This is a genomic window from Mesorhizobium sp. LSHC412B00, from assembly GCF_000503035.1.
Classification (GTDB): domain Bacteria; phylum Pseudomonadota; class Alphaproteobacteria; order Rhizobiales; family Rhizobiaceae; genus Mesorhizobium.
On the sequence record NZ_AYWB01000007.1, the window covers coordinates 5,001 to 29,786 of the forward strand.

Below are 24,786 nucleotides of genomic sequence, written 5' to 3' on the forward strand. Positions count from 1 at the left end.
CCGAATACCCCAGGGGGTAGAGCACTGGATGGGCTAGGGGTCCTCACCGGATTACCAAACCTAACCAAACTCCGAATACCTGGGAGTACTAGTCGGCAGACACACGGCGGGTGCTAACGTCCGTCGTGAAAAGGGAAACAACCCTGACCTACAGCTAAGGTCCCCAAGTTATGGCTAAGTGGGAAAGGATGTGAGGATCCCAAAACAACCAGGATGTTGGCTTAGAAGCAGCCATCATTTAAAGAAAGCGTAACAGCTCACTGGTCTAAATAAGGGTCTTTGCGCCGAAAATGTAACGGGGCTAAAGCCATACACCGAAGCTTAGGGTTTGGTCCGCAAGGGCCAAGCGGTAGCGGAGCGTTCTGTAAGCTGACGAAGCCATACCCGTGAGGGGTGGTGGAGGTATCAGAAGTGCGAATGCTGACATGAGTAACGTAAGGGGAGTGAGAGACTCCCCCGCCGAAAGACCAAGGGTTCCTGCTTAAAGCTAATCTGAGCAGGGTTAGCCGGCCCCTAAGACGAGGCGGAAACGCGTAGTCGATGGGAACCACGTTAATATTCGTGGGCTTGGAGGTAGTGACGGATCGCACAAGTTGTCCAATCTTATCGGATTGAACGGGCAGCGGAGCGGTTCCAGGAAATAGCTCCTCCTTATAAACCGTACCCGAAACCGACACTGGTGGTCAGGTAGAGTATACCAAGGCGCTTGAGAGAACTATGCTGAAGGAACTCGGCAAATTGCACGCGTAACTTCGGAAGAAGCGTGACCCTTTTCTACGCAAGTAGAGGAGGGTGGCACAGACCAGGGGGTAGCGACTGTTTATCAAAAACACAGGGCTCTGCGAAGTCGCAAGACGACGTATAGGGTCTGACGCCTGCCCGGTGCTGGAAGGTTAAGAGGAGGGGTGCAAGCTCTGAATCGAAGCCCCAGTAAACGGCGGCCGTAACTATAACGGTCCTAAGGTAGCGAAATTCCTTGTCGGGTAAGTTCCGACCTGCACGAATGGCGTAACGACTTCCCCGCTGTCTCCAGCATAGACTCAGTGAAATTGAATTCCCCGTGAAGATGCGGGGTTCCTGCGGTTAGACGGAAAGACCCCGTGCACCTTTACTATAGCTTTACATTGGCATTCGTAGTGGCATGTGTAGGATAGGTGGTAGGCTTTGAAACCTGGGCGCCAGCTCAGGTGGAGCCACCCTTGAAATACCACCCTTATTACTATGGATGTCTAACCGCGGCCCGTTATCCGGGTCCGGGACAATGTATGGTGGGTAGTTTGACTGGGGCGGTCGCCTCCTAAAGAGTAACGGAGGCGCGCGATGGTGGGCTCAGAACGGTCGGAAATCGTTCGCTGAGTGCAATGGCATAAGCCTGCCTGACTGCGAGACTGACAAGTCGAGCAGAGACGAAAGTCGGTCATAGTGATCCGGTGGTCCCGCGTGGAAGGGCCATCGCTCAACGGATAAAAGGTACGCCGGGGATAACAGGCTGATGACCCCCAAGAGTCCATATCGACGGGGTTGTTTGGCACCTCGATGTCGACTCATCGCATCCTGGGGCTGGAGCAGGTCCCAAGGGTATGGCTGTTCGCCATTTAAAGCGGTACGTGAGTTGGGTTCAGAACGTCGTGAGACAGTTCGGTCCCTATCTGCCGTGGGTGTAGGAATATTGAAAGGATCTGTCCCTAGTACGAGAGGACCGGGATGGACGGATCTCTGGTGGACCTGTTGTGGCGCCAGCCGCATAGCAGGGTAGCTATATCCGGACGGGATAACCGCTGAAGGCATCTAAGCGGGAAACCCACCTTAAAACGAGTATTCCCTGAGAACCGTGGAAGACGACCACGTTGATAGGCCGGGTGTGGAAGAGCGGCAACGCTTGAAGCTTACCGGTACTAATAGTTCGATCGGCTTGATCGTTCTCATTCCTTATGCTCATCGTGAACACGATGATCTGACCAGCGCTCACGCATGAGCGGCCCTTACAGGGCCTATGCTCCGCGAGGGCGCCGGAAAACCGGCGACGCGCAGTCGCGCTTGCGGGCTTACGCCCGTAAGCAAAACACAAACGTCGCCTTGGCACGAAAAAAACAGCTTCTCGATATAACGTGCGTTTTGCCGACCTGGTGGTTATGGCGGAGCGGCTGCACCCGATCCCATTCCGAACTCGGCCGTGAAACGCTCCAGCGCTGATGGTACTTCGTCTCAAGACGCGGGAGAGTAGGTCGCTGCCAGGTCTGCAAAACGCACGTTGAACTCTCATCCGCAAACCGGATGAAACTGAAATCTTCTCTCTACGAAAAGGCCCGCCAAGGGATCACGGGCCGCGCAAGCGGCCCTTTCATTTGGTCAGCCATATACCTATCTGTAAGCCATCCTGTTCATAGGCCCAGGCTTACGTCCAGATAAGCAAGCAAACGCTTGCTTCAGATCCGGAGCAGGCAAGAGCTTGCCCTGGAGAGTCCGGAGCAAGCAAGAGCTTGCCCTGGAGAGTCCGGAGCAAGCAAGAGCTTGCCCTGGAGAGTCCGGAGCAAGCAAGAGCTTGCCCTGGAGGTGACGCGGGGTGGAGCAGCCCGGTAGCTCGTCAGGCTCATAACCTGAAGGTCACAGGTTCAAATCCTGTCCCCGCAACCAACATCAAAAACAGCCCGCTTCACGCGGGCTTTTTGCGTTCGGACCGTGATCGATGGCCGCGACCGGATATTCAACGATCGAGGAGGGCAGCAAGGCTGGCGTACTCGACTTTATTGACAGGTCCGCGAACCGGGGGGTGATGCCGCCTCGGCGCATTTCGGCGAGAGCTACACGTCGAGCATTGGGAGTTCGCCAGCCCGTCATGGCAAGCGATCTGCACGACAACAGCATGATTCGAGCGGCGGAGAGATCGTCGTACGAAGGCGCGAACCGTTGATTTAAACAACCCGCGCCTTGCCGAAGCTTTTCGTCGCGGGCCGCGTCAGCCAGCTCGCCGCAATGACGCCTGGAAGACCAGCGAGGTCCAGCTGTTGCTCGAGGCGAGATGGCAATAGAGCAGCGCAAGCGCGCCGGATTTCCTGAGATCGAGAAACGCCTCGTCGCTCAATTTGTTGAAGGCCGGCTCGTCGATCACCTGAAAGTCGGTGAGGTTGAGGGTCTCGCCGCCCTCCAGCGTCACCTTGCTCTGCCGCGGCGCGAACAGGCCGTGCGCGTCGATCTTGTCGATCATGGCGCGAGTCGCATTGAAGTCGGTCTGGAACTGGCTGCAGAAGGCGAGCGCCTGCTTCGAGGCCTCGGCCGGCTCGTTGCCGTCGAAGAAGGGCGCGATCTCGTCGCTGTCCTTGGACGAAGGCATCTGCTCGACGACGCGTTCGCTGGCACGGTCGATGCACAACGTCAGGCGGCCGGTCGTTTTCGATTCATCGGCGAGGATGAAGGGGTAACGGCGGACATAGGCGGGAATGTAATGCGGCTCCGCCCATTTGCCGTCGGCGCCTACGAACAGGTTCTGGTCCTGGCGCAGACCGGTGATGATGACAGGCGCCTTGGCGTCGCCAATGAAAACGATCGGATAGGAGCGCATCGCCGCCGGCATTTCCGATGCGACGACGGGGATGGCGTACGCGGTGCGGGCAAAGGAGAAATCGGCCCGCGCCGTAAGGCCGAGTGAGCCGTGCCGCAGCGGATTGAGCGCCTCGGGTTTTTTGTAGAACAGCGGCAGCGTGTTGGTCGCGGTGCTTCCGGCCGGGGCCGTGTCTGTTTTCGCGTCAGTCATCCCTAGTGTTCTCCTCTTATACCATTCCGGTTTAGGCCAGTGGCTGCCGGTGCGCAACGCGTTGACGGCTGCTTCACCCTACGTGGCCAAGATAAATCTATCTGTTTGTTTGATCGTGCTCTTTTGTACTTCTGGAGATCGAGCTCTATAGACAGCACGCCATGAAGCGGCGAGATTGGCTGACGGGATAGACATCTCAAGAGAGCCGTCTGAAAGACAGACGAACCAGGGCAGGCGCATGGCATCGCTTTCGGATTTCGAGCAGGGGCAGAGCTTTTCCGTCGAAGCCGGCGGTCAGACGCTCACGATGGAACTGAGCGCGGTGCAGCCCATTGCCAACAGCCCGCGCGACGGCGGTGGCTTCACGCTGCTGTTCAGGGGGCCGCGCGACGCGGCGCTGCCGCAGGCTATCTATCGGTTCAACGGCAAAAGCGGCGCCCATGAGATCTTCATCGTGCCGATCGCTGCCGATGAGGCAGGGCGGCTTTACGAGGCGGTATTCAACTGATTTTTTCGACCGGATCGGCCACGGGGACGCTCCGGCCATCAGGGCGATTTGGCAGCGCGGCGGCTCGACATATGATCGACTATATCGAGATTGCGGACGTATTTGACGGAGCGGCGTGTAGCGCACTGTGCGCGGAAATTCGGGCGGCCTTGGGCCGTCCGGCCGGCCTGCTGGGGCGTGCCGACCAGAAGATGGCATGGCCGGAGATCCGAAAGACCGTGCGCGCCGATGTTTCGCAGGCCACTGAAGAGCGAGTGAGTGCCCTGTTGGCGCAGCAGAAGGCGGCTCTGGAGCGGCATTTCGGGCTGCTGCTCGGCCAGGTCGAGAAACCTCAGTTCCTTCACTATCGGCAAGGCGATTTCTTTGTGCCGCACCAGGATGGCAACACGCCGCTCATTCACGACGAGTCGCGGTTCCGAAAGATCTCGGTGGTGATCTTTCTCAACCGTCAATCGGACAACCCTTCGCCAGAAAGCTATGCAGGCGGCTCGCTGGTCCTGCATGGGCCTTACAGCGGCCCGGACCTGCGCATTGCCATGCCGGCATTGCCGGGCTCTCTCGTCGCCTTTCGCTCGGAAACGACGCATGAAGTCACCCCGGTCACGTGCAACGAACGTTTCACCATCGTCTCCTGGTATCGCGGCACGTGACGACCGGCACGGCCCTTACGGCGAACGGATCATCAGGTCGTAGACGCCCTTGTCCTCGGCAACGGTGAAGCCGAGGCGCTTGTAGAGCCGCCGCGCTGGATTGTTCTTCTCGACATGGATCGAGACCGACTTGCCGACGGCGGCGGCCTCATCGATGAGATCGGCGAGCAACGCACCGCCAGACCCCTTGCCGCGATGCGCCGGCAGGAAGGCGATATCTATGATGCAATGCTCGCTCGCCGAGCGCTCGATATACAGGCGACCGATATCTTGCCTTGCCTGCTCGATCACCAGCCAGTCGGCGTTGGGATAGTATTTCTGGTAATGCGCGTGCTGCGCTTGAAACTGCATGTCGAGGAACGCCGTTTTCTGCGCGTCGCTCCACGGCGTGACGGCAAGTTCTTCGGTGCGGGTCGAGGCGTAGAGCGCCGACAGGAACGGCAGATCGGTGTCCGCCATCGGGCGGAACGTCAGATCAATCCGCGCCGCGCGCACCCAGCAAAATATAACAGGCCCGTTGTCCACAATCGGAAGCTGGATCATGGAGTGGCGCTTACGGACGCGCCGGATAAACGCCTTGCATAGCAATGATGAACGTCATCGCCAGATAGGGAGGCAGGTTGTTGTGAGGCAACGTACTGCCCGTCATGCTCAGTGCCTGGGGGTCCATCTGGACCAGATTTTGCGAAGTGTTGTTCTGATACAGCGTTCCGCCCCCCGATTTCCCCAGAACAACCGCATCGGTAAGAGTTCCCTGGGCGCCACTCTCGGTGGATATCGCGACAAAATGATTATGTTGCGGCATTTCCGTTTGCAGAAGGGTGATGGACGTTTCGCCACCCGTCTCGCCGAGAAACCGCTCCGACAAGCCATTGCCCTGTCCTTGCCCCATGGGCGCGGAGCCAGCCATATTCGGCAACGCGAAGGTCGACTTGCCGTCGCCGCCGTAAACTGTGCCCAGCAGCGAAAACAGCGCCGTATTCTGCGAGATTGGCAGGAGCTGGCCATCGCAGGTCGCCCACCCCGTCGGGGCGAAATCTCCGGCAAAAATTCGAATTTCGGCGACGAACGGATTGGTCATGGCAAGTCTCTAGCTTTGCTGGGGGAAGATGCCAAATAGCGAGATGATGAAACTGACGGCGAGGAACGGCACCATATTGTCGTGAGGCTGGCTGCCGCCGGCCGGCGAAATGGCTCCGGCGGCCATGTTGCCATCAGGTGCGATACCCACATAGGGCGTCAGCAGGCTCGATGTCGCCAGGACACCGCCGGACGGACCCGGATTCTTGGCGATATTCGACGAACCGGTCCAGGTATGGGAATGGTTCGGCATTTGTTGGGTTGAAACAGTGACGGATTCGACCCCGCCCAGTTCTCCGATGATATAGGTCTGGCTGACCAGCGGGCCCTTGCCAGCATGGACGGGGATGCGGGATGCGAGGTTGGGCAGGGCGAATGTTTCCTCCCCGTCGCCGCCATAGGTCGTACCGATCAGATTGAACAAGGTTTCGTTCTCGGAGATCGGCATCAACTGGCCTTGGCAGAACGCCCAGCCATTCGGAGGGAAATTGCCACCGAACATCCTGATCTCGCCGACAAAAGGTTGGCTCATCGAAGCGTCCTCTTAATTTCGCGACGGGAATATGCCTTGCAGGGCAATGATGAAATTCAAGACGAGATAGGGCGATCTGTTCTCATGCGGCTGGCCGCCACCGACGAAAGTGATGTTTTCCTTCGCCATAGCCACCGCGCTGCCAGGCGGCTGATAGATCGGGCTGGCGTTCGCCCCCAACAGCGCGCCGGATGGATTGTTGACGTTGCCGGCAGTGTTCGATGCGTTGACGAAATGGTTGTGTGTCGGCATTTCGCCGAGCGTGAGCGTGTGAAACTCTTCGCCGCCCTGGCCGCCGACAATTGCACCAATAGGGCCGCCCGTATGAACCGGCGCACGTCCCCTCATATCCGGAAGGGCAAAATTTGTCTGGCCGTTGCCGCCGTACCTGGTGCCAAGAAGTGAGAACAATGGCTGGTTCTGGTTAAGCGGCAACAACTGGCCGTTACAAAATGCCCAGCCGCGCGGTGCATAGTTCCAGGAAATGATCTTGACTTCACCTAAATAAGGCTCACTCATCCCCGTTCCCTCCGTTGGCCGCTTACTGTCTGAATTCTTGTATTATGCCTAAGTAAGACAACAAGTCGATATCAAATTCATAAAATATATTTCCTAGGACGAAATCCAAGGTTGCTGACTACGGTGTCGCGGCAGGCAGCAGTGGCAGCGGCTGGTTGAAGAACGTCCGGGTGTCCGTCAGTGCCGTTGCCCCGCCATTGACGGTTTCGATACCGGCCTCGCTCGCCTGCGGTACGTTGATCGTGCCGTCGGCGCCGCCGAGGCCGTCCGCGAGGAAGCGGATGGCATTGGCGTTGTTGACGTTGGTGATGGTGTTGGCATGAACGTCGGCATTGATGATAGCGCCGGCAAATGTGGCGGTGACCGTGATGCCGCGGCTGTCGGCATTGTCGCGAATGGTGTTGTTGGTGACCGTCGCGTGCACGGTGCCCGGCTGCACGAGCTGCGTGATCGAGACGCTGTCGCCACCGCTTATGCCGTTGACGCCGATGCTCTGGATAATGTTGTTGTCGATCAGCACCTTGGCGACGCCGAGGCTTTCATGCCCAACCCTGATGCCGTTGCCGGTTCGCGATCCCGAGGTTGCTACGCCTTGCGTACCGATGACGTTGTTGGCGATTGTGCCGTCAAGCGTCCGTGCGAGGTCGCCGCTGCTGAACACGTTGATGGCCGTCGAGTCGCTGTTGGTGACGGTGTTGTTCCGGACGGTGAAATTCAGATTGCCGCCCGTGCCGGCGCCGGAATTGCTGCTCTGGGTAAGGTTGATGCCGTTGTTCAGATTGTTGAATAGATTTCCCGTGGTCTCGCCGATGTGAGCGTTGACGGTGCCGTCATTGGCAATGACGAACAGACCGGTTCCAGGGATGACTCCCGGTCCGGGATAGGCGTTGTTGCCGGTGAAGGTTGCGCCGTCGACGGTCAGCGTCATCGTCGGCGCGCCGGCGACACCGGCGCCGTCCGCCTCGAAGATGAAGTCGCTGCCGGCATTGTTCGAGGCGCCGTTGTTCGAGAACGTGCCGCCGCTCACCACCAGGTTCGCCAACGTGCCGCCGGAATTGATGACCTGCACGTTATGGGTGAATGAGTTGGAGACCGTGAGGTTGGTGAACGTGGTGACGTGCGAGGCGTTGCCGGTAAGTTCGTTGAACAGGATTCCGGACTCGGTGTTGGCATCGGCATTGCTGTTCAGGGTCAGACCGTTGAGCACCACACCGTTGACGCGCAGGCCCTTTATGCCGTTGCCCGCATTGTCGCTGATAATCATGTTGCTCAGGCTGACATCCTGAGTGTCGGTCAGGCTGACGCCATCGCCGGTCGAGTTCTGGATCGTGCCGCCGCTGCCCCCCGTCGCGCCGGTGCCGGTCACCACCAGATTGCCGCTGGTGCCGGTGTTGTTGAGCACGATGCCGTTGGCTGCACCATTGGACGCAATGCTCCTGAACGTCACGTCGCCGGCGCCGATCGTCGTGTTGGCGACATTAAGGGCCGTGCCCGTGCCGGACACGATGGTGTTGCCGGTGCCCTGCACCGTCATCGTGCCGCCGGTGGTGGCTGCCGGACCGGGGCCGGTGGCGCTGAAACCGGCGCCGCTGGTCGTGGCGATGACCAGCCCGCCATTGGTGAAGTTGATCGTCGCGCCGGCATTGTCGCTCAGGCTGACGCCAGCCGCCGTGGTCGAGGTGATCGATTTCGACGCGCCGGAGAAGGTGATGATGCCGGCGACATTGTCGTCCAGCAGGATGCCGATCTGGCCCGCCGCATTATGCGTGATGTTGCCCGACAGGCTGATGTTGCCGGCGGTCAGGGCGCGATCCTGGATGTTGACCGCCTGGCCGGTGCTGCCGCTGGTGATCGCGCCGGCATAGGTGAAGGCCGCCGTGCCGCCGCTGTTGGCGGTGCCTAGGCCATCGCCGATACGGATCACGGCGCTTGTTCCGCCCACCAGCGCGCCGGTGCCGAGGTCGATCGCTCCCGAACCGGTGACGGTATCGAGGATGACGGCGCTGGTGCCGCCGGCGCCTTTGTTCGTGGAAGCGAAGGTCACGCCGCCCGCCGCGATGGCAACGCTGTCAAGGTTGACCGCGACGCCGCTGCCGGTCGAAATCGTGTTGCCCGAGCCGATAACGGTCACGGTGCCAGTACCGTTGCTCGTGGCGTTGAAGCCGGTGCCGGAGGTGGTGGTGATGGCTAGGCCGCCGCCGGTGAAGTTGACCGCGGTGTTGGTGTTCGCCGTCAGGTCGACGGCATTGTTGGCTCCGGTGGTCAGTATCTTGCTGGCGCCGGAGAAGTTGATCGTGCCGCCGGTGTTGGCGTTGACGAGGATCCCGTTGGCCACGCCGCCGGTGGCGCTGAGAGTGCCCGACAATGTCGTGGTGCCGGCGGTGCGGGTGGAGATGCTGACGACGTTTCCGGCCGTGGTCTTGGTGACCGAGCCGGCATAGCTGACATTGGCCGAGCCGCCGGTGACCAGGAAGGCCGCGCCGGTCGCGCCGCCGAGCGCACCGGAGCCGAGGCTGACAGTGCCGGCGCCGGTGACATTGGTCAGCGACACGTTGTTGGTGCCGCCGGTCGAATTGGTCGAGGTGAAATTGATGCCGGTGGTGGTGGCGATGCCGTTGAGGTTGACCGCCTGCGCGGAAGTGGAGCTCACCGTGCCGGTCGTCACATTGACCGTGCCGCCATTGATGGCGCTGAATCCGGTGGTGCCGNGACGTGTGCTCTTCCGATCTGCCGAGATCGACCGTACCGGTGAAGCTCACCGTATTGGCCGCCGTCGCGCCGGAAATACTAATGCCGCTCGCAGCGCCGTTGGCGATCACCGAGCCGGCGAAGGTGAAGCTGCCGCCAGCGCGGGTCGAGATCGTGGCCGCCGCGCCCGACGTGCTGATGATGGAGCTGGCGCCGTCGAAGCTGATCACCGCGTTGCCGCTGGTCACCGAAAGGCCGCTGCCGCCCGATATATCGACATTGGTACCGGCAATCGTGCCGCCAGCGCCCGACGCGCCGCCGAAGGCGATGCCGGTTCCGCTCGCCGCCGTGGTGATGTTGACGTTGGTCAGCGTCGTCGTGCCGGTGGTGTTGTCGAGTTTGAAAGCAATGCCGGTGGCGCCGGTGCTGGTGACGTTGGTGATGGTGGTGTTGGACGCGTTCAGCCACACATCGCTGGCGTTGCCGGAGAAAGTAACGTTGTTGATCGTCGTGCTGTTCGACGGGGTAATCTCGATACCCTGCGTGGCGAAATTGCTGATGGTCATGTTGCTGATGACGGTATTCGCAGCACCCGCGCCATTGTCCTTGACGCCACGCGCGGCACCCGCCGGACTGCCATTCAGGATGAAGCTGTCGATGATGTTGCCGCTGGCGCCGAGCGTGATGACATTGTTGCCGGCGCTCGTCGTCAGCGTCGCGGCGCCATTGGGCGTCTGGTCGATGATCGAGATGCTGTTGCTGGCGAGCTGGATGGTGGAGGGCACCGTCAGCGCCAGATTGATGTTGCCGTTGCCGAAGCCGCGCACCTGCTCGCCGGTGGCGAGAGCCAGCGTGTCGTTGCCATTGCTGCCTGCCGCGGTGATGGTGCCGCCATCGTTGACGAGAACCAGGATGTCCGTCGCCACGGCTGCTGCTTCGGCGGTGGCCAGCGTCGCGAGATTGTTCTGGTCGCGACCGCTGCCGTCACCGGTCGCGGACGCGCCGACGAAATAGACCTTGCCGACTCCGAAGCCCAGGCCGGGAGCCGACTGGAAGTTCACATCCTGGAAATTGTAGGTGCCGGCAACCGGCGCACTGGATGCGTCGATGCCTACATTGGCGCCGATGGTCGAGAGCTGGTCGGTCGCCGATTCGCCGTCGCCATAGGTGAAAGCGAGGTTGGTGGCGCTGTTGAGGAACACGCCGGTGTTGACGCCGGCAATGCTGGAGCTGGCGCCGCCGACAACGGCATCGCCGAGGCGTACCGTCTGGCCGCCAGTGGCGCCACGCAGGTCGACGCCTATCGAGGTGCCGGCGGCGGCGGCATTGGTGACATCGAAGTCATTGGCCGTCACCGCCGCATTGATGGTGGCACCGTTGAGGTCGAAGGCCACGCCCGTGGTGCTGTTCAGGCCGATGTCGAGATCGTTGAAGGACAGCGCCGCGCCAAGCGCGCCGGAAACATCGACACCACGCGTGGTGATGCCTTGCAGGTTGACCGTGCCGAGAATGATGGCGCCGCCGCCCGACGAGGCGATATTGGTCAGCGAGATGCCGGTTGCGGCGGCATTGGCCGAAACACTGTCGAAATTCATGCCCGCAGCGCCAATCGTAACGCCATTGAGGTTCAACGCGGTGCCGCCGGCCGTCGTGGTGATGCTGTTGTCGCTGAGGAGCGCGCCGACGCTGACCGTGCCACCGCCGCTGGCGTTGAAGCCCGTGCCGGAGGTGGTGGTAATCATCAGGCCACCCGTATCGAAGTTGATCGTCGCGCCGGTGTTGGTCGTCAAGTCGACCGCCGTATTGGCGCCAGTGGTCAGCGTCTTCGTGCCACCGCTGAGAGTGATGGTCCCGCCGGAGTTGCCGTGGACATAAATACCATTGTCGAAACCGCCGGTGGCGCTGAGCGCGCCGGACAGTGTGACCGTGCCGCCGGTGACGCCGGAGATGTCGACGATCTTGCCGGCGGTGGTCTTGGTGACCGTGCCGCCATAGCTGACGGTCGCAGCACCGCCGGTGAGCTGGAATGCGACGCCCGAAGCGCCGCTCAATGCGCCGGATCCGAGGCTGACTGTTCCGGTGACATTGGCCAGGCCAACATTGTTGGTGCCGCCGCCCGACGAGGTCGAGTCGAGCGCAATGCTGGCGGCGACGTTGATGAGGTTGATCGCCTGGCCGCTGGTCGAATTTACCGTCTGGGCTGCAGCGGAAGCGGTGATGCCCATAACGCCACCGGTCCCGACAATGCCGGTGCCGCTGGTGGTATCGATGGTCAGGCCGTTGAGGAAGTTCACCGTGCCGGCGCTTTGCGAGAAGCCGACGCCGCTGCTCGTGTCGATGTTGGCGAGGCCGGCGATGTTGAGGTTGCCGCTGACCCAGTTGATGCCGCCGCCGGTCGTCGCGACGTTGTTCACCGTCACCGTGTTGAAGTTGAAAGTGCCGGGATTGGTGTTGATCGCACTGATGCCGAAGCCTGTGGTGCCGGTGATGGTGGTGGCGCCGCTGACCGTGACGGTGGCGTCAACGCCATTGAGGGCGATGCCGTTGACGCCACCGTAGGCGGTGATGCTGTCGAACTGGATATCGCCGGATACACCGGACAGCGTCAGGCCATAACCGCCGACGCCATTGCTGCTTGTGCCGGCGACGAAGGCGCCGCCGTCGACCTGGTCGATGCCGACGGTCGCTGGAACGGCATCGAAGGTGACACCGCTCACCCCAAAGCCGCCGGTTTCGCCATTGTTGCCCAGAAGCGTGATGTCGGAGAAGGCGCTGACCTTCATCAGCCCGGCGCCGACCGTGCCGTCAACCTTGGCAATGTCGCCGCCGGTTGCCGACAGGATCAGGTTCGACAGTGCGATCTGGCTGGCAGCGGCGCCGTCGGTAAGCGACAGGGCGCCACCGGTGCCGCCGGCGATCGTGGCGCGGCGCAGGATAAGATCGGTGATGTTGGTGCCGGAGATGCCAAGGCCCGCACCGGTGTTCTGCACGATGACATTTTCGATGCCGGCCTTGCCGGAGAAATCGATGGTGTTGCCGTTCGCGGTCGTCAGCGTCGCCAGCACGCTGTCGACATTGGACGCTGCCGTGATGACGGTCGAGGCATTGATGCCGCTGAAGCTGAAATTGCCGCCGAGGCCGCCGCCGACGGCGCCCAGCGGCGCGGTATCGATGGAATCGCCGGCCTTGAGACCGATCAGGATCTGCCCATCGGCAAGGTTGAGCGTGTTGTTGCCGCCGCCATTCTGCTGAGCCTGCATCATGTCGATGAGGTTGCTGGTGCCGTTCTGCGACGTGTCGACAAGGATGACAACCGAGGCGCCCGACGCTTCCGCGCCGGCAATCGAGCCCGGATTGGCGGCGGTGCCGTCGCCGTCGCCGTCCTGGTCGACATAATAGGTGGTCGGTCCCTGGGCCTCGGAGAGGTCGCCGATGAAGCCGCCATTGGCGCCGTCGACATCCTGGAAATTATAGGTGCCGCCGACCGGGAAAACGCCGGTGGAATTGAGGATGTCGATTGCCTTGACCGTCGACAGCTTGTCGACCGCGCTTTCGCCGTCGCCATAGATCAAGTTGATCGCCGTCGTCGGGGTGAACTGGAAGCCGATGCCGGGTCCGGCGCCGCCGATGCTGGAGGATGCGCCGGCCGTGTTCGGATCGCCGAGCTGGATGGTGCCGGTGCCGGTGGTGTTGGACAGGTTGACGGCGGTGGTGCCGGTCGAGGAAGCACTGGTGAGCGTGAAACCGCCAGTCGTGAAGATGCTGTTGACGACTGCATCGGCGAAGGTGATGCCGGTCGAATTGTCGCCGGGCATGGCGATGGTCAGGCTGGCGAAGTTTACCGTCGAGCCGAGCGTGCCGGAAATGTCGACGCCGGTCGAGGTGATGCCTTGCAGGTTCACCGTGCCGAGATTGAGCGTGCCGCCGCTGACATTGTTGAGCGAAACGCCGGTCGCCGCTCCATTGACCGAGATGGAGCTGAAATTGATGCCGCCGGCGCCGACCGTCGCGTTGTCGAGGTTGAGCGCGGTGCCTGTCGTCGTGGTTATCGAGTTGCCCGTGCCGCTGACGCTGACCGTGCCGGCGCCGAAAGTGCTGGCGGTGAAGCCGGCGCCGCTCGAGGTGGTGATGACCAGGCCGCCATTGGTGAAGTTGAGCGTGCCCATGCCCTGGGTCGGGCTGATGCTGGGCAACTTGACGATCGCGTCGTTGGTGCCGCTGCTGGTGTTGAAGATCTTCGACGCACCGGAGAAGGTGGCCGTCCCGTTAGACGATCCGTCAAACCGCACGCCGATGCCCGTGCCGGTATGATCGATCGTGCTTGAAATATTGTAGACGCCGTTGGCGTTGCCGGTGAAGACGAAGGCCGCCGTACCAATGCCAGTTGCTGCCGTAGTCGAAACGACCGAACCGCTCATGTTGAGCTCGCTCCAGTCGGCCACGGCCTGCACGACCATGCCGGTGTCGACCTTGATCGAGCCGTTGTAGTTCAGCGTGGCGTGAATGAGGTCGTTACCGCCGCTGACGGCGATAGCCGCACCGGTGGTGCTTGTCGTCGCGCCGATGCTGGCGACGCCGCCATTGCCGCCAACGTTGATGATTCCTGCCTGCAGGCCGTTCGTGACAATGCCGGCTTCCCCACCGTCGATGGTCAGGGTGGAGCCGGCGACGTTGGCGATGTTTATGGTGCCCACTTGCGGGCCGCCGATATCAAACCCTCGGTAGCTGACGTCGAGATCGGTCGTGCCGGTGAAATTCACCGCACCGGTGCCGAGCAGGGCGTTCAGCGAGGCGCCCATGTAGCCGGTATCTTTCAGGCCGCCAATGTTGACGTCGCCCGCCAGATTGGACCCTGTCAGCAAGACGCCGGCAGCGTCCGATGTCGATACGGCCGAGACGCTGTCGAAGGTGACGCCGGCGACGCCGACGTCGGCGAAGACAATGAACAGACCATTGCCGCCGGAGGCGATCTTGTTGCCGGTGCCGGACACGCTGACGGTGCCGCCGAAGGCGGCGCCGAAGCCTTCTCCGGTCGTTGTCGTTATATCCAGGCCGCCATTGGTGAAGTTGATCGTGCCGTCCGTGTTGTCATACGGGACGATGGCGGAGAGGGGGCCTGTGTAGCCGATCTGTACAGCTGTCGTCGCGCCAGAGCTTATCTTCTTGCTGCTTCCCGAGAAGGTGACGGTCGCCGCCGTGCCGTTGGCGATGCCACCGATGAAGATCTGGCCGCCATCGGCTGCGTTGCCGTCGGTCAGATTGCCCGACACCGTCACCGAGCCGCCGGTCAGTTCCTGGATCGAGACGGCGGCACCGGTGCCGTTGCTGGCGATGGTGCCGGCATAGGAGATGATTGCATTGCCGCCGCTCTGATCGGCCGCCGAGCCGACATTGAAGGCTGTACCCGAACCGGTGTTGGTCAGCGTGCCGGTGCCGAGCGCGACCGTACCGGTCAGATGCTGCAGGTCGACACCGCTGCCGGAATTGAAGCTGGCGCTTGTCGAGGCGAAATTGATGTTGGCCGCAATGCCGTCGAGCGCCACCGCTCCCGCATTGGTGGCATTGATCGTTCCGGTCGTGACGTTGACCGAGCCGCCTCCGGTTGCAGTGAACGCCGTTGCGGCGTCCGTGGTGATGTCGACATCGGCGAAGGTGATTGTGGCGCCGGTGTTGTTGGTCAGCGATACGCCGCTGTCGCCGATCGTCGCCTTGTCCGTGAAGTTGACCAAGCCGCCGGTGCGGTTGGCGATTGCGATGCCGCCACCGGTCAGCGTGCCGGGCGTCGCGCTGTTGGGCAAGTTGCCGCGGGTGACCGTAATGTTGCCGTTGCCGCCGTCGACATCGAGCAGCGTGCCGGCAACGTTGATATTGTTGTTGATAATCGACAGGTTGCCGGTGAGGCCGTCGACGTTGAACGCCGTCTGGCCGGCAGCGACATTGCTGACGGTGACGCCTTCGACAACGGTGCCGCCGGAATTGTTGAAGCCACCCATGCTCTGGTCGATGACGAACACCGAGCCGCTGCCGCCGCTGTAGTCGAAGGCGGTGTTGCGCACCTGATTGCTGCCGAGCAGATGAAGGGTGTCGCCCGTGCTCTTGACCACGCCCTCATCGCCGGTGACATTGCCGCCGGTGGCGCCGAGATTGCCCTGCACATTGACCGGCTGGAACGTACCGGAGGTGAGGATGGAATTGCCGTTGCCGAAACCGGTGATCGACTGTCCCGAATCGAGCGTGAACGGCGTCGCGCTGAGATCGACGGTGCCGACAAAGGCGTAGGTCTGCGTGCCGACCATGGCATCGGCCTGCGCGGCCGTCACGGTGGTGACATCGGCGCTCAGCCCGTTCGTGCCCGCGTGAACAGTGCCGCCTGTCTGCGAGATCATGACGACCCCGCCGACAGTTACCGCCAGTTGGGCATCGCCGGTGAAGAAGACATCGTCGAAGTCGTAGTTGCCGAGCGCCGGATCCAGCCCGATCGTATTGACAGTGTAGCCGCCGGTTGCCGCGGTGATGAAGGATTCCAGCCCATCGGCGGAATTGCCGTCGCCGAAGGTGAAGTTGGCGTTGGCCGACGTGGCCGTGGTGCCGCCTGACGACAATTCGACACCGACGCCGACATTGTCGATCTTGGAGCCCTGCAGGAAGGTGATCGTCTTGTTGCCGGTCGTCGACGACAGGTCGATGCCGCGCGAGGTCAGGTCGCCGGTGCCGGTAATGCTGGTCAGCCCGAAATCGGCTGTCGTTGACGAGCCGCTGAAGTCAATGCCCGTCTGGTTCAGCCCTTCGCCGAGCAACACCGTCGTCGTACCGAAACTGACGTCGTTGTTTGTGCCGCTGAAGTTGATGCCCGCGCTGCCATCGGCAGAACCGATGACAACGATGGTGGGGCCAGAGAATGTGACTGACCCGGTATTCCCCCCAATATCGATCCCGTTGAGGCCCGGCGCACCGATTTCCGCATAGCCGAAGCTGACGGCGCCGGTGTTGCCGTTGAGCGCGATGCCATTGCCAAGCACCTGGCTGATGAGCACGTCGCCGCTGAAGCCGACCGTTGCCGTGCTGCCGCTGATCGAGATGCCGTCGCCGGTGGTGCTGCCGATCGTCGTCGGGCCGGTAACGCTGACGCTGCCGCTGACGCCCGAAAGGCTGACGCCGGTTGTGCCGCCGACGTGGCCGATGTTGGAGAGCGTGACACCGAGCCCGATATTCGACGCCGTAAAGGCGGATGTGGTGTTGTTGTTGACGGTACCGCCGTCGATCGAAAGCGAGCCGGTGCCAGTTGACGTGGCCTGGACGCCGCTGCCGCCATTGCTGGTCGCGTTGAGCGTCTGGAAGCTGGTGATGGCATTGCTGTTGATCAGCAAGCCGTCGCCGGCATTATCCGACACCGTCGTCGTGCCGGTGAAATTGTAGGTGCCGTCGCCCTGGATCGACAGCCCAGCGCCGCCATTACCGGTCGAGCTCAGATTGCTGCCGGAAACGTCGTTGGCGCCATCGAACAGCACGCCATTGAGGGCGGCCCCCGACACGGTCATGCCGGTCAGCACGACGCCGGTAACGCCGCTACCATGGATGCCATTGGCGGTACCGCCGGAGATGTTGAAGTCCTGGAGCGAGGTATTGTTGGCCAGCGTGACGACGTCGCCGCTGCCCGAAGCGGTCAGCGTTGCGGCGCCGGCCGCATCCGAGATGGTGCTGCCGTGATCGACGTTGTCGCCGGTCACATTGATCGGCAGGCCGCCGACCGAGAAGGTGCGGCCGTTGCCGAAAGAGGCCAGGGTCTGCCCCGCTTCGAGCGTAAAGCCGTCGGTGTCGTCGATGACACCGCGATTGACCAGCACGAAAATCGCGGTGCCGTCGGTATTGTTGTCGGCGTCGGTGATCGAAGCCAGGTCCGAAAGCGAGGTACCGTCGCCTGTGCCGCCTGCGGCGACAAAGATCAACTGCGTCTGGTCGAACAGTTGCGGCCCGTTGAACGTCGCCGTGCCGAATGCGTATTGGCCCGAACCGGAATTGAGGCCGCGTGCGTCGAGCGAGGCGAGGTTGCCGCCGATCGAGCCGCCACCGAAGGTGAATTGGGCGTTGGCGGTGTCGGCCGGCGAGCCGGCAATGCCGAGCCGCACGCCGGTGCCGACATTGGCGATGATGCCGCCATTGGTAATGATGATCGTGCCGCCGTTGGTCTGGACAAGGTCGATGCCGATGGACGTCGTGCCGCCGGTGCCGTTTATGTTCAGCGACTGCGCCGTGAAATTGGTCTGGCTGCCGGAGAAATCGAGGCCGACGCCGGAGCCGAGGCCAGCAATGACGATGTTGCCGGCAATTATTGATGTGTTGGCGCCCGCAAACACCATGCCGTCGGTGCCGGGATTGGTGATGTCGATGTCGCCGAAGCGGATCGCGGCCGGCGAATCCGTGATCGCGATGGCCGGTCCGGTCGTGTTCGAGATCGTCGTCGCGCCGTTGACGGTGAAGCTGCCCGAAAGATTCTCGAGCACGACGCCCGATGCGCCGCCGGTCTGGGTGATCGAATCCAGCACGATATGGGCGGTGATCGGATCGATGAAGACACCGACCCCGTCGTCGCCGAGCGCCTTGTTGCCCGACACCTGGCCGCCGTTGATGGTGATCGAGCCGGCGACCCCGGTGCCCTTCACGGTAATGCCGGCATCGTTGTTGTCGAGCGCGTTGAGGGTGGCGAAAGTGTAGGTGCCGTGGCCGGTTATATCCAGGCCGTCGTCGCCATTGCCCTGCAGCAGCGTCGTGCCGGTGAAGTTATAGGTGCCGTCGCCTTCGATATGCAGTCCGTCGAGGCCGTTGCCGGTCGCGGTGAAGTTCGAACCATTGACGCCGGTCGAGGTGCCGGTGAAGTCGGCGCCGTGGCCGCCGGTGCCGGTGACCGTGACCTTGGTCAGCGTGGCGCCGGCGATGTTGTTGCCGAAGATGCCGTCCTTGCCGCCGGTGATGATGATGCCGCTCAGCGTGTTGCCATTGGCGAGCGTCAGGACGTTGTTGGCGGGGTTGGTGCCCTGGAGGGTGCCGTTGGAGCCGCCGAAATTGTAGGTGCCGATGCTGCCGTCGACGAGCCGCGCCTGGACGCCCCCGCCACCGCCGATGACGGTCTGGCCGTTGGCGAGCGTCACACCGGCTGTCGTAATGTTGCCCTTGCCGCCGAGCGCGACGACGACGCCGTTCGCGCCGGCGCCGGCGACCGCATTGTCGAGCGTGGTCGGGTCGCCGATCGTGCCGAGGCTGAGCGCGTCGTTGTCACCATCGGCAAAGAAGAACTGGCCGAATGCCGTGTTGGTGGCGGCATTGATCGCCACCCGCGTCGACGTGCCGGTAACTTTGTCCTGGCTCTCGATGCGAACGCCGATGTCGCCACGCACGCGCTCGTTGACGCGTTTGCGCAGGCCGGGGCTGACCGGATAGACCGGCTCGGCGCCGTCATCGGCCGAAGACGAGCCCTTGTCGAAAGCGTTGAGCGGCACCGTCAGCCGGATGCTGCCGGCGAACTGGGTGTCATCGCGGTTGTCGTTGCGCACCTCGCCGGTGAAGGTCAGCGACGTGCCTTTGCCGATGACGTCGCCGATCGAATATTCCAGGCCGGCCTTGGCGCCGGTGATGCTGCCGTCGTCGCCGTCGGGATCGCCGAAATGGTAGGCGCCGACATCGAAACGCAGTGAATGGTTCTCGGGCAGGTTGAGCGGCACCTGAACGCCGACCTCGCCCTCGATGCCCCAGGCCGCGTAATCGCGGTGGGCGATGGCCGATATCTGCTCGATCAGCTGATGACCGACCAGCGACAGGCTCGACTCTTGCCCGGCCGTGCTGCGGTCGCCGCTGATCGGCAGATAGACGTTTACGTGCGCATCGTATTTTGAGGTGATGGCCTCGAGGCCGAGCGTCGAGGCGACGAACTGGTTACTGTCGTGGTTCTGGATGTTGAGATAGGCGTAGCCGCCGATCATCAGATCCGGATTCACGATGCGGCGAACGCCGAGGCCGACGTCCTGGCCGAAGCCGTCGTCGAAATCGTATTTCGAGCGCACATCGAGAAAGAGAACGGATTCGAGGTTCTGCTTCAGCGGCAGGAAACCCTCGATCGCCGTGTTGCCGCCATTGTTGTTGGCGCCGATGATGGCGCGGACCTGCGGCTGCCACAGTCCGGTGTCGCCGGCATGGGCGGCTATGCCGGAAAGGGCAAGTGCCAGAGTGGACAGCGCAGTCGTCTTCCAGAGATACCTGGAAAAACCTGACCGGCGATACTTGCTATTCGCCCGGAAGCTTCTTCCGTGCGTCGCCATGTCATTGATCTGCCGAGTTTTCTCGGTCGTCTCCATCCCTTGCGAACCCCGACGAGTACACGCTCCGTCGCTAATACTATCCGAATCCCAGTGTATAGCGAGCATGATTGTTTGCTTTACACGTACAAGATTTCAAAGTTGTTTATTGTGACAATTCAGCAACAGTAATTTAGCCCGAGCTCATGTACCGTATTGGCTTCCCCGCCAGGCTCGGCTGTTGTATCAACGCGCTCGGCGAAACCCTGACACGACGAGGATCGGGTGGCTTCATTGCTGAGAACCGTTTGTGGCCGGGCCGCCTGGGTCGGCGCGCTATGGCTGGTCGTGACGGCAGGGTCGGCGCTTGCCGAAGAGCCGAAGTCAACCACATCTGCCGAGACCAAGCCTGCAGAAGGCAATCCGTGGGCGCTAAACTGCGCCAGCGGATCGGCCGGCATCGAGCTTCAATGCCAGGTCTCCCAAAACCTTACCGAGGCCAAGACGGGGCAGCGCGTTCTTACCGTTACGGTTCGCCGCGACAACGGCAATGGCAACCTCGCCATGCTGCTGGCCTTGCCGCACGGGCTGTTCCTGCCTTCCGGCGCCTCGTACCAGATCGACCAGGGGCAGAAGACGACCATCGCCATCCAGACCAGCGACCAGAACGGCGCCTATGCCGCGACCCCTTTGTCGGCGGACCTCGTCAAGGCGATGAAATCGGGAACCAACCTGAACATCGGCATGGAGTCGGTGACGCGCAAGCCGGTGACCATTCCGGTCTCGCTTGCCGGATTCACTGCCGCGATCGACAAGCTTCAAGCGTTGAAATAGCCGGCCTATCTCGGCAGATGCGTAAGCATCAGCTTACGTTATGGACTGGCCGGGCTCACACGTGCTTGCGGCCGCCTGTCTCGCGGAACCAGCTGTCGGGGTAAGGATACCACCAGTCCTGGATCGCCGGTCTGTGGTCGATGATGACCATCTTGGAGCGTCGGAAGGCGTCGAGTCCCTGGCGTCCCAGCTCGCGGCCAAGGCCTGATGCCTTCCAGCCGCCGAAGGGCAAGGCGTCATTGTCGATCAGCGGGTTGTTGACCCAGACCATGCCGGCCTCGAGCCGCTCGGCCGCCTCATGCGCCTCGGCGAGGTCGGTGGTGAACACCGAGGCGCCGAGGCCGAACGGGCTGTCATTGGCAAGCCGGATCGCCTCGTCGAAATCCTTGACGCGGCAGATCGCGGCGACCGGTCCGAAACACTCTTCGCGCACGATCGCCATATCGGGGGTGACGCCGGTCAGGATCGTTGGCTCGTAGAACCAGCCAGTGTTGTGCGCCGGCGGAATGCGCCCGCCGGCAACGGCTATAGCGCCGTTGCTGATAGCATCATCGACCAGCCGCATCACTTTCGCCCGGGCGGCTTCGCTGACCAGCGGGCCGATCTCGGTCTTGTCCATGCCATTGCCGATGCGCAGCGCCCGCGTCTTCTCGGCGAACAGCTCGACGAAGCGATCGTGAACCGAGTCGACGACAAAGAAGCGTTCGGCCGAGGTGCAGACCTGGCCGGTCAGGTGGAAGGCGGCGGTGACGCTGCCGGCTGCCGCCACGTCGAGCGGCGCGTGCTCGCTGATGATCAGCGGATCGCTGCCGCCGGCTTCGATGACGCAAGGCTTCATGCGCTCGGCGCAGGCGACTGCCACCGCTTTGCCGGCGGCGACCGAGCCGGTGAAGGCGACAGCGTGGGTGCGCTCGGAGGCGATCAGCGCCTGCGCGGTGGCGGCCGTGCCGGGCAGGCAGGAGACCAGCCCTTCGGGCAGCGAGCGGAACACGGTCATGTAATCGAGTGTCGACAGCGTCGTGGCTTCGGCCGGCTTGATGATGCAGCCATTGCCGGCGGCAAGCGAGGCCGCAACGGTCCAGCACATCAGCAGGATCGGGAAGTTGTAAGGCATGATGTGCACGGAGACGCCATACGGCTCGTAGCGCGCATACTGGAACGACCCGGCCTGCGTCGTACCGGCGATCTTGCCGGCGTCGTCGCGCGCCATCTCGGCATAGTAGCGGAAGATCGGCGCGCAATTGGCGATCTCGCCGATCGCTTCGGGATAGGGCTTGCCCATCTCGCGCACCATCAGCTCGGCGCAGCGCGTGAAGTCCGCCGCCTCGATGGCGTTGGCGACCGCATGCAGATGCTTTGCCCGGCTCTTGGCATCGAGCTGCTTCCAGGCGGCTTGTGCCGTGGTTGCGGCACACAGCACCGCATCGACCTCACCGTCCGTTGCGGCGGAGATCGAGCCGACGGTCTCCAGCGTCGCCGGATCGATCACCGGTTTTGCCGTGCCGGTCATCGGCCGGTAGTCCGGATTGACGAAGAAAGCCGGCCGTTCAGCGGAGAATTGCATGGTCGTCCTTTCAGGTCCGCTCAGCGGATCATGTAGACCTTCTTGATGGTCTCATGGACGGTGCAGACGCCTTTCCAATTCTGAGGAAAGAACGCCGCCGTGTCCGGCTCGATCTGGATGACCTCGCCCGATTCGTGCACATAGGTGCAGCGGCCCTCGAGGAAGTGGCAGAACTCGTCGCGGGTGACATGGCAGTGCCATTTGCCGGGGGTGCAGACCCACAGGCCGCATTCCGAACGGCCCTCCGGCCCCTTGTAGAGCAGCTTGCCCGAGGTGTGGGACACGCCCTCGATCATGGTCGGGATGACGCCCCAGTCGACGAGGTCGGTGATGGCAAGCGGGGATTGCATGATGGGCGTGGTCATGGCGATTTCCTTTAAAAAAGTGCTCAGCGGCACATGAAGGCCTTGGTCAGTGTTTGCGTGATGGTGGAGGTGCCGGCCCAGCCGGCGGGGAAGAACACCAGCATGCCGGCCTCGACCGGGATCTCTTCGCCATTCTCGCGGACATAGGTCCCGCGGCCCGACAGGAAATGGCAGAACTCGTCGGCGGCAAAGGTAACCTTGCGGCTGCCTGGCGTGCACGACCACAGGCCGCATTCGCTTGAGCCGTCCGGGTTCTGCGAGAGGATCCTGCCCGAGGCGCGCGGCGAGCCGGCAAGCGTGTTGCTGCCCCCGCCCCAGTCCTCCAGTTTCACGGTCGAGGCCTTTGGCCAGTGCGGTGTCGGCATATTGGGAAGCTCCGTTGCTGTTCAAGCCAGCATGTAGACGTTGCGCATGGTCTCATGCACGGTGCATTCGCCTGTCCAGCCGGCAGGGAACATGACCACGGTCCCGGCTGCGACTTCTACCACCTCCCCGGCATCCGACCGGTACGTCGCGCGGCCGGCGACGAAATGGCACAATTCGTCGCGCGGAATCGAGAGCCGCCAGCGGCCGGGCGTGCACACCCAGATGCCGGATTCCGGCTGGTTGTTGGGCCCCTTGTGCACCAGCCTGCCGGTCGAGTGCGACGCGCCGTCCAGCGCGTCGGACTGGGCGCCCCAGTCGACGAGGTCGGTGCGGGTGGAGGCTTGGTAGAGGTGTGGGGCGGAGGAGGTCACAGCAGCGCCTCCAGCAGCCCGGCTGCCTTCTCAGGCCCGTTCTGGGCCTGCATCTGCGCCGAGGTCTTCGCCAGCCTGATCTTCATCTTGGGGTCAGTCAGGCAGGCTTCGATCCTGCTGATCAGCTGGGCGTCGCTCCAGTCGTAGCGCGGCATGCCGAAGCCGTGGCCGGTTTCCTGGACGCGGGTGGCGTTGTCGTGGCCGTCCCAGACATAGGGCATGATGATGGCCGGCTTGCCGAAATAGAGGCACTCTGTGAACGAGTTGTTGCCGCCATGGTGGATGACCGCATCGACTTGCGGAATGACCGAAGGCTGCGGAAACCAGCTCTCGACGATGACGTTGCCCGGCACATCCGTGTACTGGTCCTTGTAGCCGCCGACATTGACCAGCGCGCGGTAACGGGTCTTGCCCAGTGTTGCGATTATGCGCTTCAACAAATCGACATCGCCAGCGCCGAGGCTGCCGAAGGAGACATAGAGCAGCGGCCCGTCATTGTTCTCGGCGAAGGTCGGCACGGCGTATGGCTTTTCCTGCCGCACGCAGCCTTCGAGATACTGGAATTTCGTCGTATCAAGCGGATGGCGGCGTTTGAACTTTGCCGCTTCGGGATAGAGCAGCAGATTGAGATAGGGCGAGGCCTCGAAGAACTGACCGACCGGGTATGGCGCTTCATTGTTTGCGGTGAGGAAGGCGTTGAAGTCGTCGTGGATGGGCTTGATCACCGCATTGAAATGATCGCGATAGCGCTGGTGGCCGACATGGTCGTTCTCGCCGCAACCGGAGAGATGCGGCGGGATGTCCTCATCCTCGATCTCGTTTTCCGAGCAGGAGATGACGCGCACCCAGGGCTTGCCGAACTGCTTGATGGCCGGGAAGAGGATGACGTTGTCGACGCAGATCACGTCCGGCTCGATGGCGGCCAGAACGCGTGGCAGATCCTTCTGCGCCCATTTGGCGCTGTCGACGATCGCGGTCCAGCAATCCTTCACGTAATTGTCGACCTGATCGTAGGGCGATTTGCGGAAGTTCGGGATGTGGCCGTTGATGAAGTCTTCCCAGAATTTCGCCATCTGCTCGGGCGGCATCGGCTCCGACAGGTTCACCGGATGCGCTTCGAAGCCGTAACCCTTGTAGACATCGACAAAGCCGGGGTCGGACAGGAACACTGCCTTATAGCCGCGCGCCTCGACCGCTTGCGCGATGCCGACCGAATTGAGCGCCGGGCCGTAGGCCGCTTCGGGAAAAAACGCGATCGTCCTCTGCGCCATA

The 24,786-nt window shown here is 62.3% G+C and carries 14 protein-coding genes, 1 tRNA gene and 2 rRNA genes (1 of these 17 cut by a window edge); 6 read left to right on the forward strand and 11 right to left on the reverse strand.

Annotation, left to right across the window (positions count from 1 at the left end; translation table 11 throughout):
• The 3 genes from X757_RS150170 to X757_RS150160 form a co-directional block, all read left to right on the forward strand.
• Positions 1-1,920: ribosomal RNA gene (locus tag X757_RS150170) — 23S ribosomal RNA — on the forward strand (it extends 882 nt beyond the left edge of the window).
• A 202-nt stretch (positions 1,921-2,122) separates the two neighbouring features.
• Positions 2,123-2,237: ribosomal RNA gene (gene rrf, locus X757_RS150165) — 5S ribosomal RNA — on the forward strand.
• Between the two features lie 320 nt (positions 2,238-2,557).
• Positions 2,558-2,634, forward strand: a tRNA-Met gene (locus X757_RS150160).
• Positions 2,635-2,956: 322 nt separating this feature from the next.
• On the opposite strand, the gene X757_RS150155 is transcribed toward X757_RS150160, so the two are convergent.
• Positions 2,957-3,751, reverse strand: coding sequence for a SapC family protein (locus X757_RS150155; RefSeq protein WP_023712260.1), 795 nt, complete (start codon positions 3,749-3,751; stop codon positions 2,957-2,959).
• Between the two features lie 238 nt (positions 3,752-3,989).
• Between X757_RS150155 and X757_RS150150 the strand changes: the two genes are divergently transcribed.
• Both X757_RS150150 and X757_RS150145 read left to right on the forward strand, forming a co-directional pair.
• Positions 3,990-4,259: a hypothetical protein gene (locus tag X757_RS150150; RefSeq protein WP_023672960.1), complete on the forward strand. Its 270-nt coding sequence runs from the start codon at positions 3,990-3,992 to the stop codon at positions 4,257-4,259.
• A gap of 71 nt (positions 4,260-4,330) precedes the next feature.
• Positions 4,331-4,909, forward strand: a complete 579-nt coding sequence (locus tag X757_RS150145; RefSeq protein WP_023672959.1) for a 2OG-Fe(II) oxygenase — start codon at positions 4,331-4,333, stop codon at positions 4,907-4,909.
• A gap of 15 nt (positions 4,910-4,924) precedes the next feature.
• Here the strand turns inward: X757_RS150145 and X757_RS150140 are convergent, their stop codons facing one another.
• The 5 genes from X757_RS150140 to X757_RS1000000168945 form a co-directional block, all read right to left on the reverse strand.
• Positions 4,925-5,452 carry a GNAT family N-acetyltransferase gene (locus tag X757_RS150140; RefSeq protein WP_023712261.1) on the reverse strand — a complete coding sequence of 176 codons (528 nt, stop codon included), beginning with the start codon at positions 5,450-5,452 and terminating at the stop codon, positions 4,925-4,927.
• 10 nt (positions 5,453-5,462) lie between these two features.
• A complete protein-coding gene (locus tag X757_RS150135) occupies positions 5,463-5,990 on the reverse strand; it encodes a phage tail protein (RefSeq protein WP_023672957.1) in 528 nt (175 codons plus the stop codon).
• A 9-nt stretch (positions 5,991-5,999) separates the two neighbouring features.
• A complete protein-coding gene (locus X757_RS150130; protein WP_023672956.1) occupies positions 6,000-6,521 on the reverse strand; it encodes a phage tail protein in 522 nt (173 codons plus the stop codon).
• A 12-nt stretch (positions 6,522-6,533) separates the two neighbouring features.
• Entirely contained in the window at positions 6,534-7,040 is a 507-nt protein-coding gene (locus tag X757_RS150125; RefSeq protein WP_023672955.1) for a phage tail protein, read from the reverse strand.
• Between the two features lie 2,069 nt (positions 7,041-9,109).
• Entirely contained in the window at positions 9,110-20,038 is a 10,929-nt protein-coding gene (locus X757_RS1000000168945) for a hypothetical protein (protein WP_156933431.1), read from the reverse strand.
• Positions 20,039-20,308: 270 nt separating this feature from the next.
• Here X757_RS1000000168945 and X757_RS150110 point away from each other — a divergent pair, with 270 nt between their 5' ends.
• A complete protein-coding gene (locus tag X757_RS150110) occupies positions 20,309-20,848 on the forward strand; it encodes an invasion associated locus B family protein (RefSeq protein WP_023672953.1) in 540 nt (179 codons plus the stop codon).
• A gap of 55 nt (positions 20,849-20,903) precedes the next feature.
• Here the strand turns inward: X757_RS150110 and X757_RS150105 are convergent, their stop codons facing one another.
• Genes X757_RS150105 through X757_RS150085 form a run of 5 tightly spaced genes read right to left on the reverse strand, consistent with a single transcriptional unit; the run spans position 20,904 to position 24,785 of the window.
• Positions 20,904-22,412 carry an aldehyde dehydrogenase gene (locus X757_RS150105; RefSeq protein ID WP_023726406.1) on the reverse strand — a complete coding sequence of 503 codons (1,509 nt, stop codon included), beginning with the start codon at positions 22,410-22,412 and terminating at the stop codon, positions 20,904-20,906.
• 20 nt (positions 22,413-22,432) lie between these two features.
• Positions 22,433-22,777, reverse strand: coding sequence for a cupin domain-containing protein (locus tag X757_RS150100; protein WP_023672951.1), 345 nt, complete (start codon positions 22,775-22,777; stop codon positions 22,433-22,435).
• A 23-nt stretch (positions 22,778-22,800) separates the two neighbouring features.
• On the reverse strand, positions 22,801-23,142 hold the full coding sequence (locus tag X757_RS150095; protein ID WP_023672950.1) for a cupin domain-containing protein: 342 nt from the start codon (positions 23,140-23,142) through the stop codon (positions 22,801-22,803).
• A gap of 21 nt (positions 23,143-23,163) precedes the next feature.
• Positions 23,164-23,514: a cupin domain-containing protein gene (locus X757_RS150090; RefSeq protein ID WP_023672949.1), complete on the reverse strand. Its 351-nt coding sequence runs from the start codon at positions 23,512-23,514 to the stop codon at positions 23,164-23,166.
• Positions 23,511-24,785 carry a glycosyltransferase gene (locus X757_RS150085; protein WP_023726407.1) on the reverse strand — a complete coding sequence of 425 codons (1,275 nt, stop codon included), beginning with the start codon at positions 24,783-24,785 and terminating at the stop codon, positions 23,511-23,513. The genes X757_RS150090 and X757_RS150085 overlap by 4 nt, the downstream gene beginning before the upstream one ends.
• Position 24,786 lies beyond the last annotated feature (1 nt).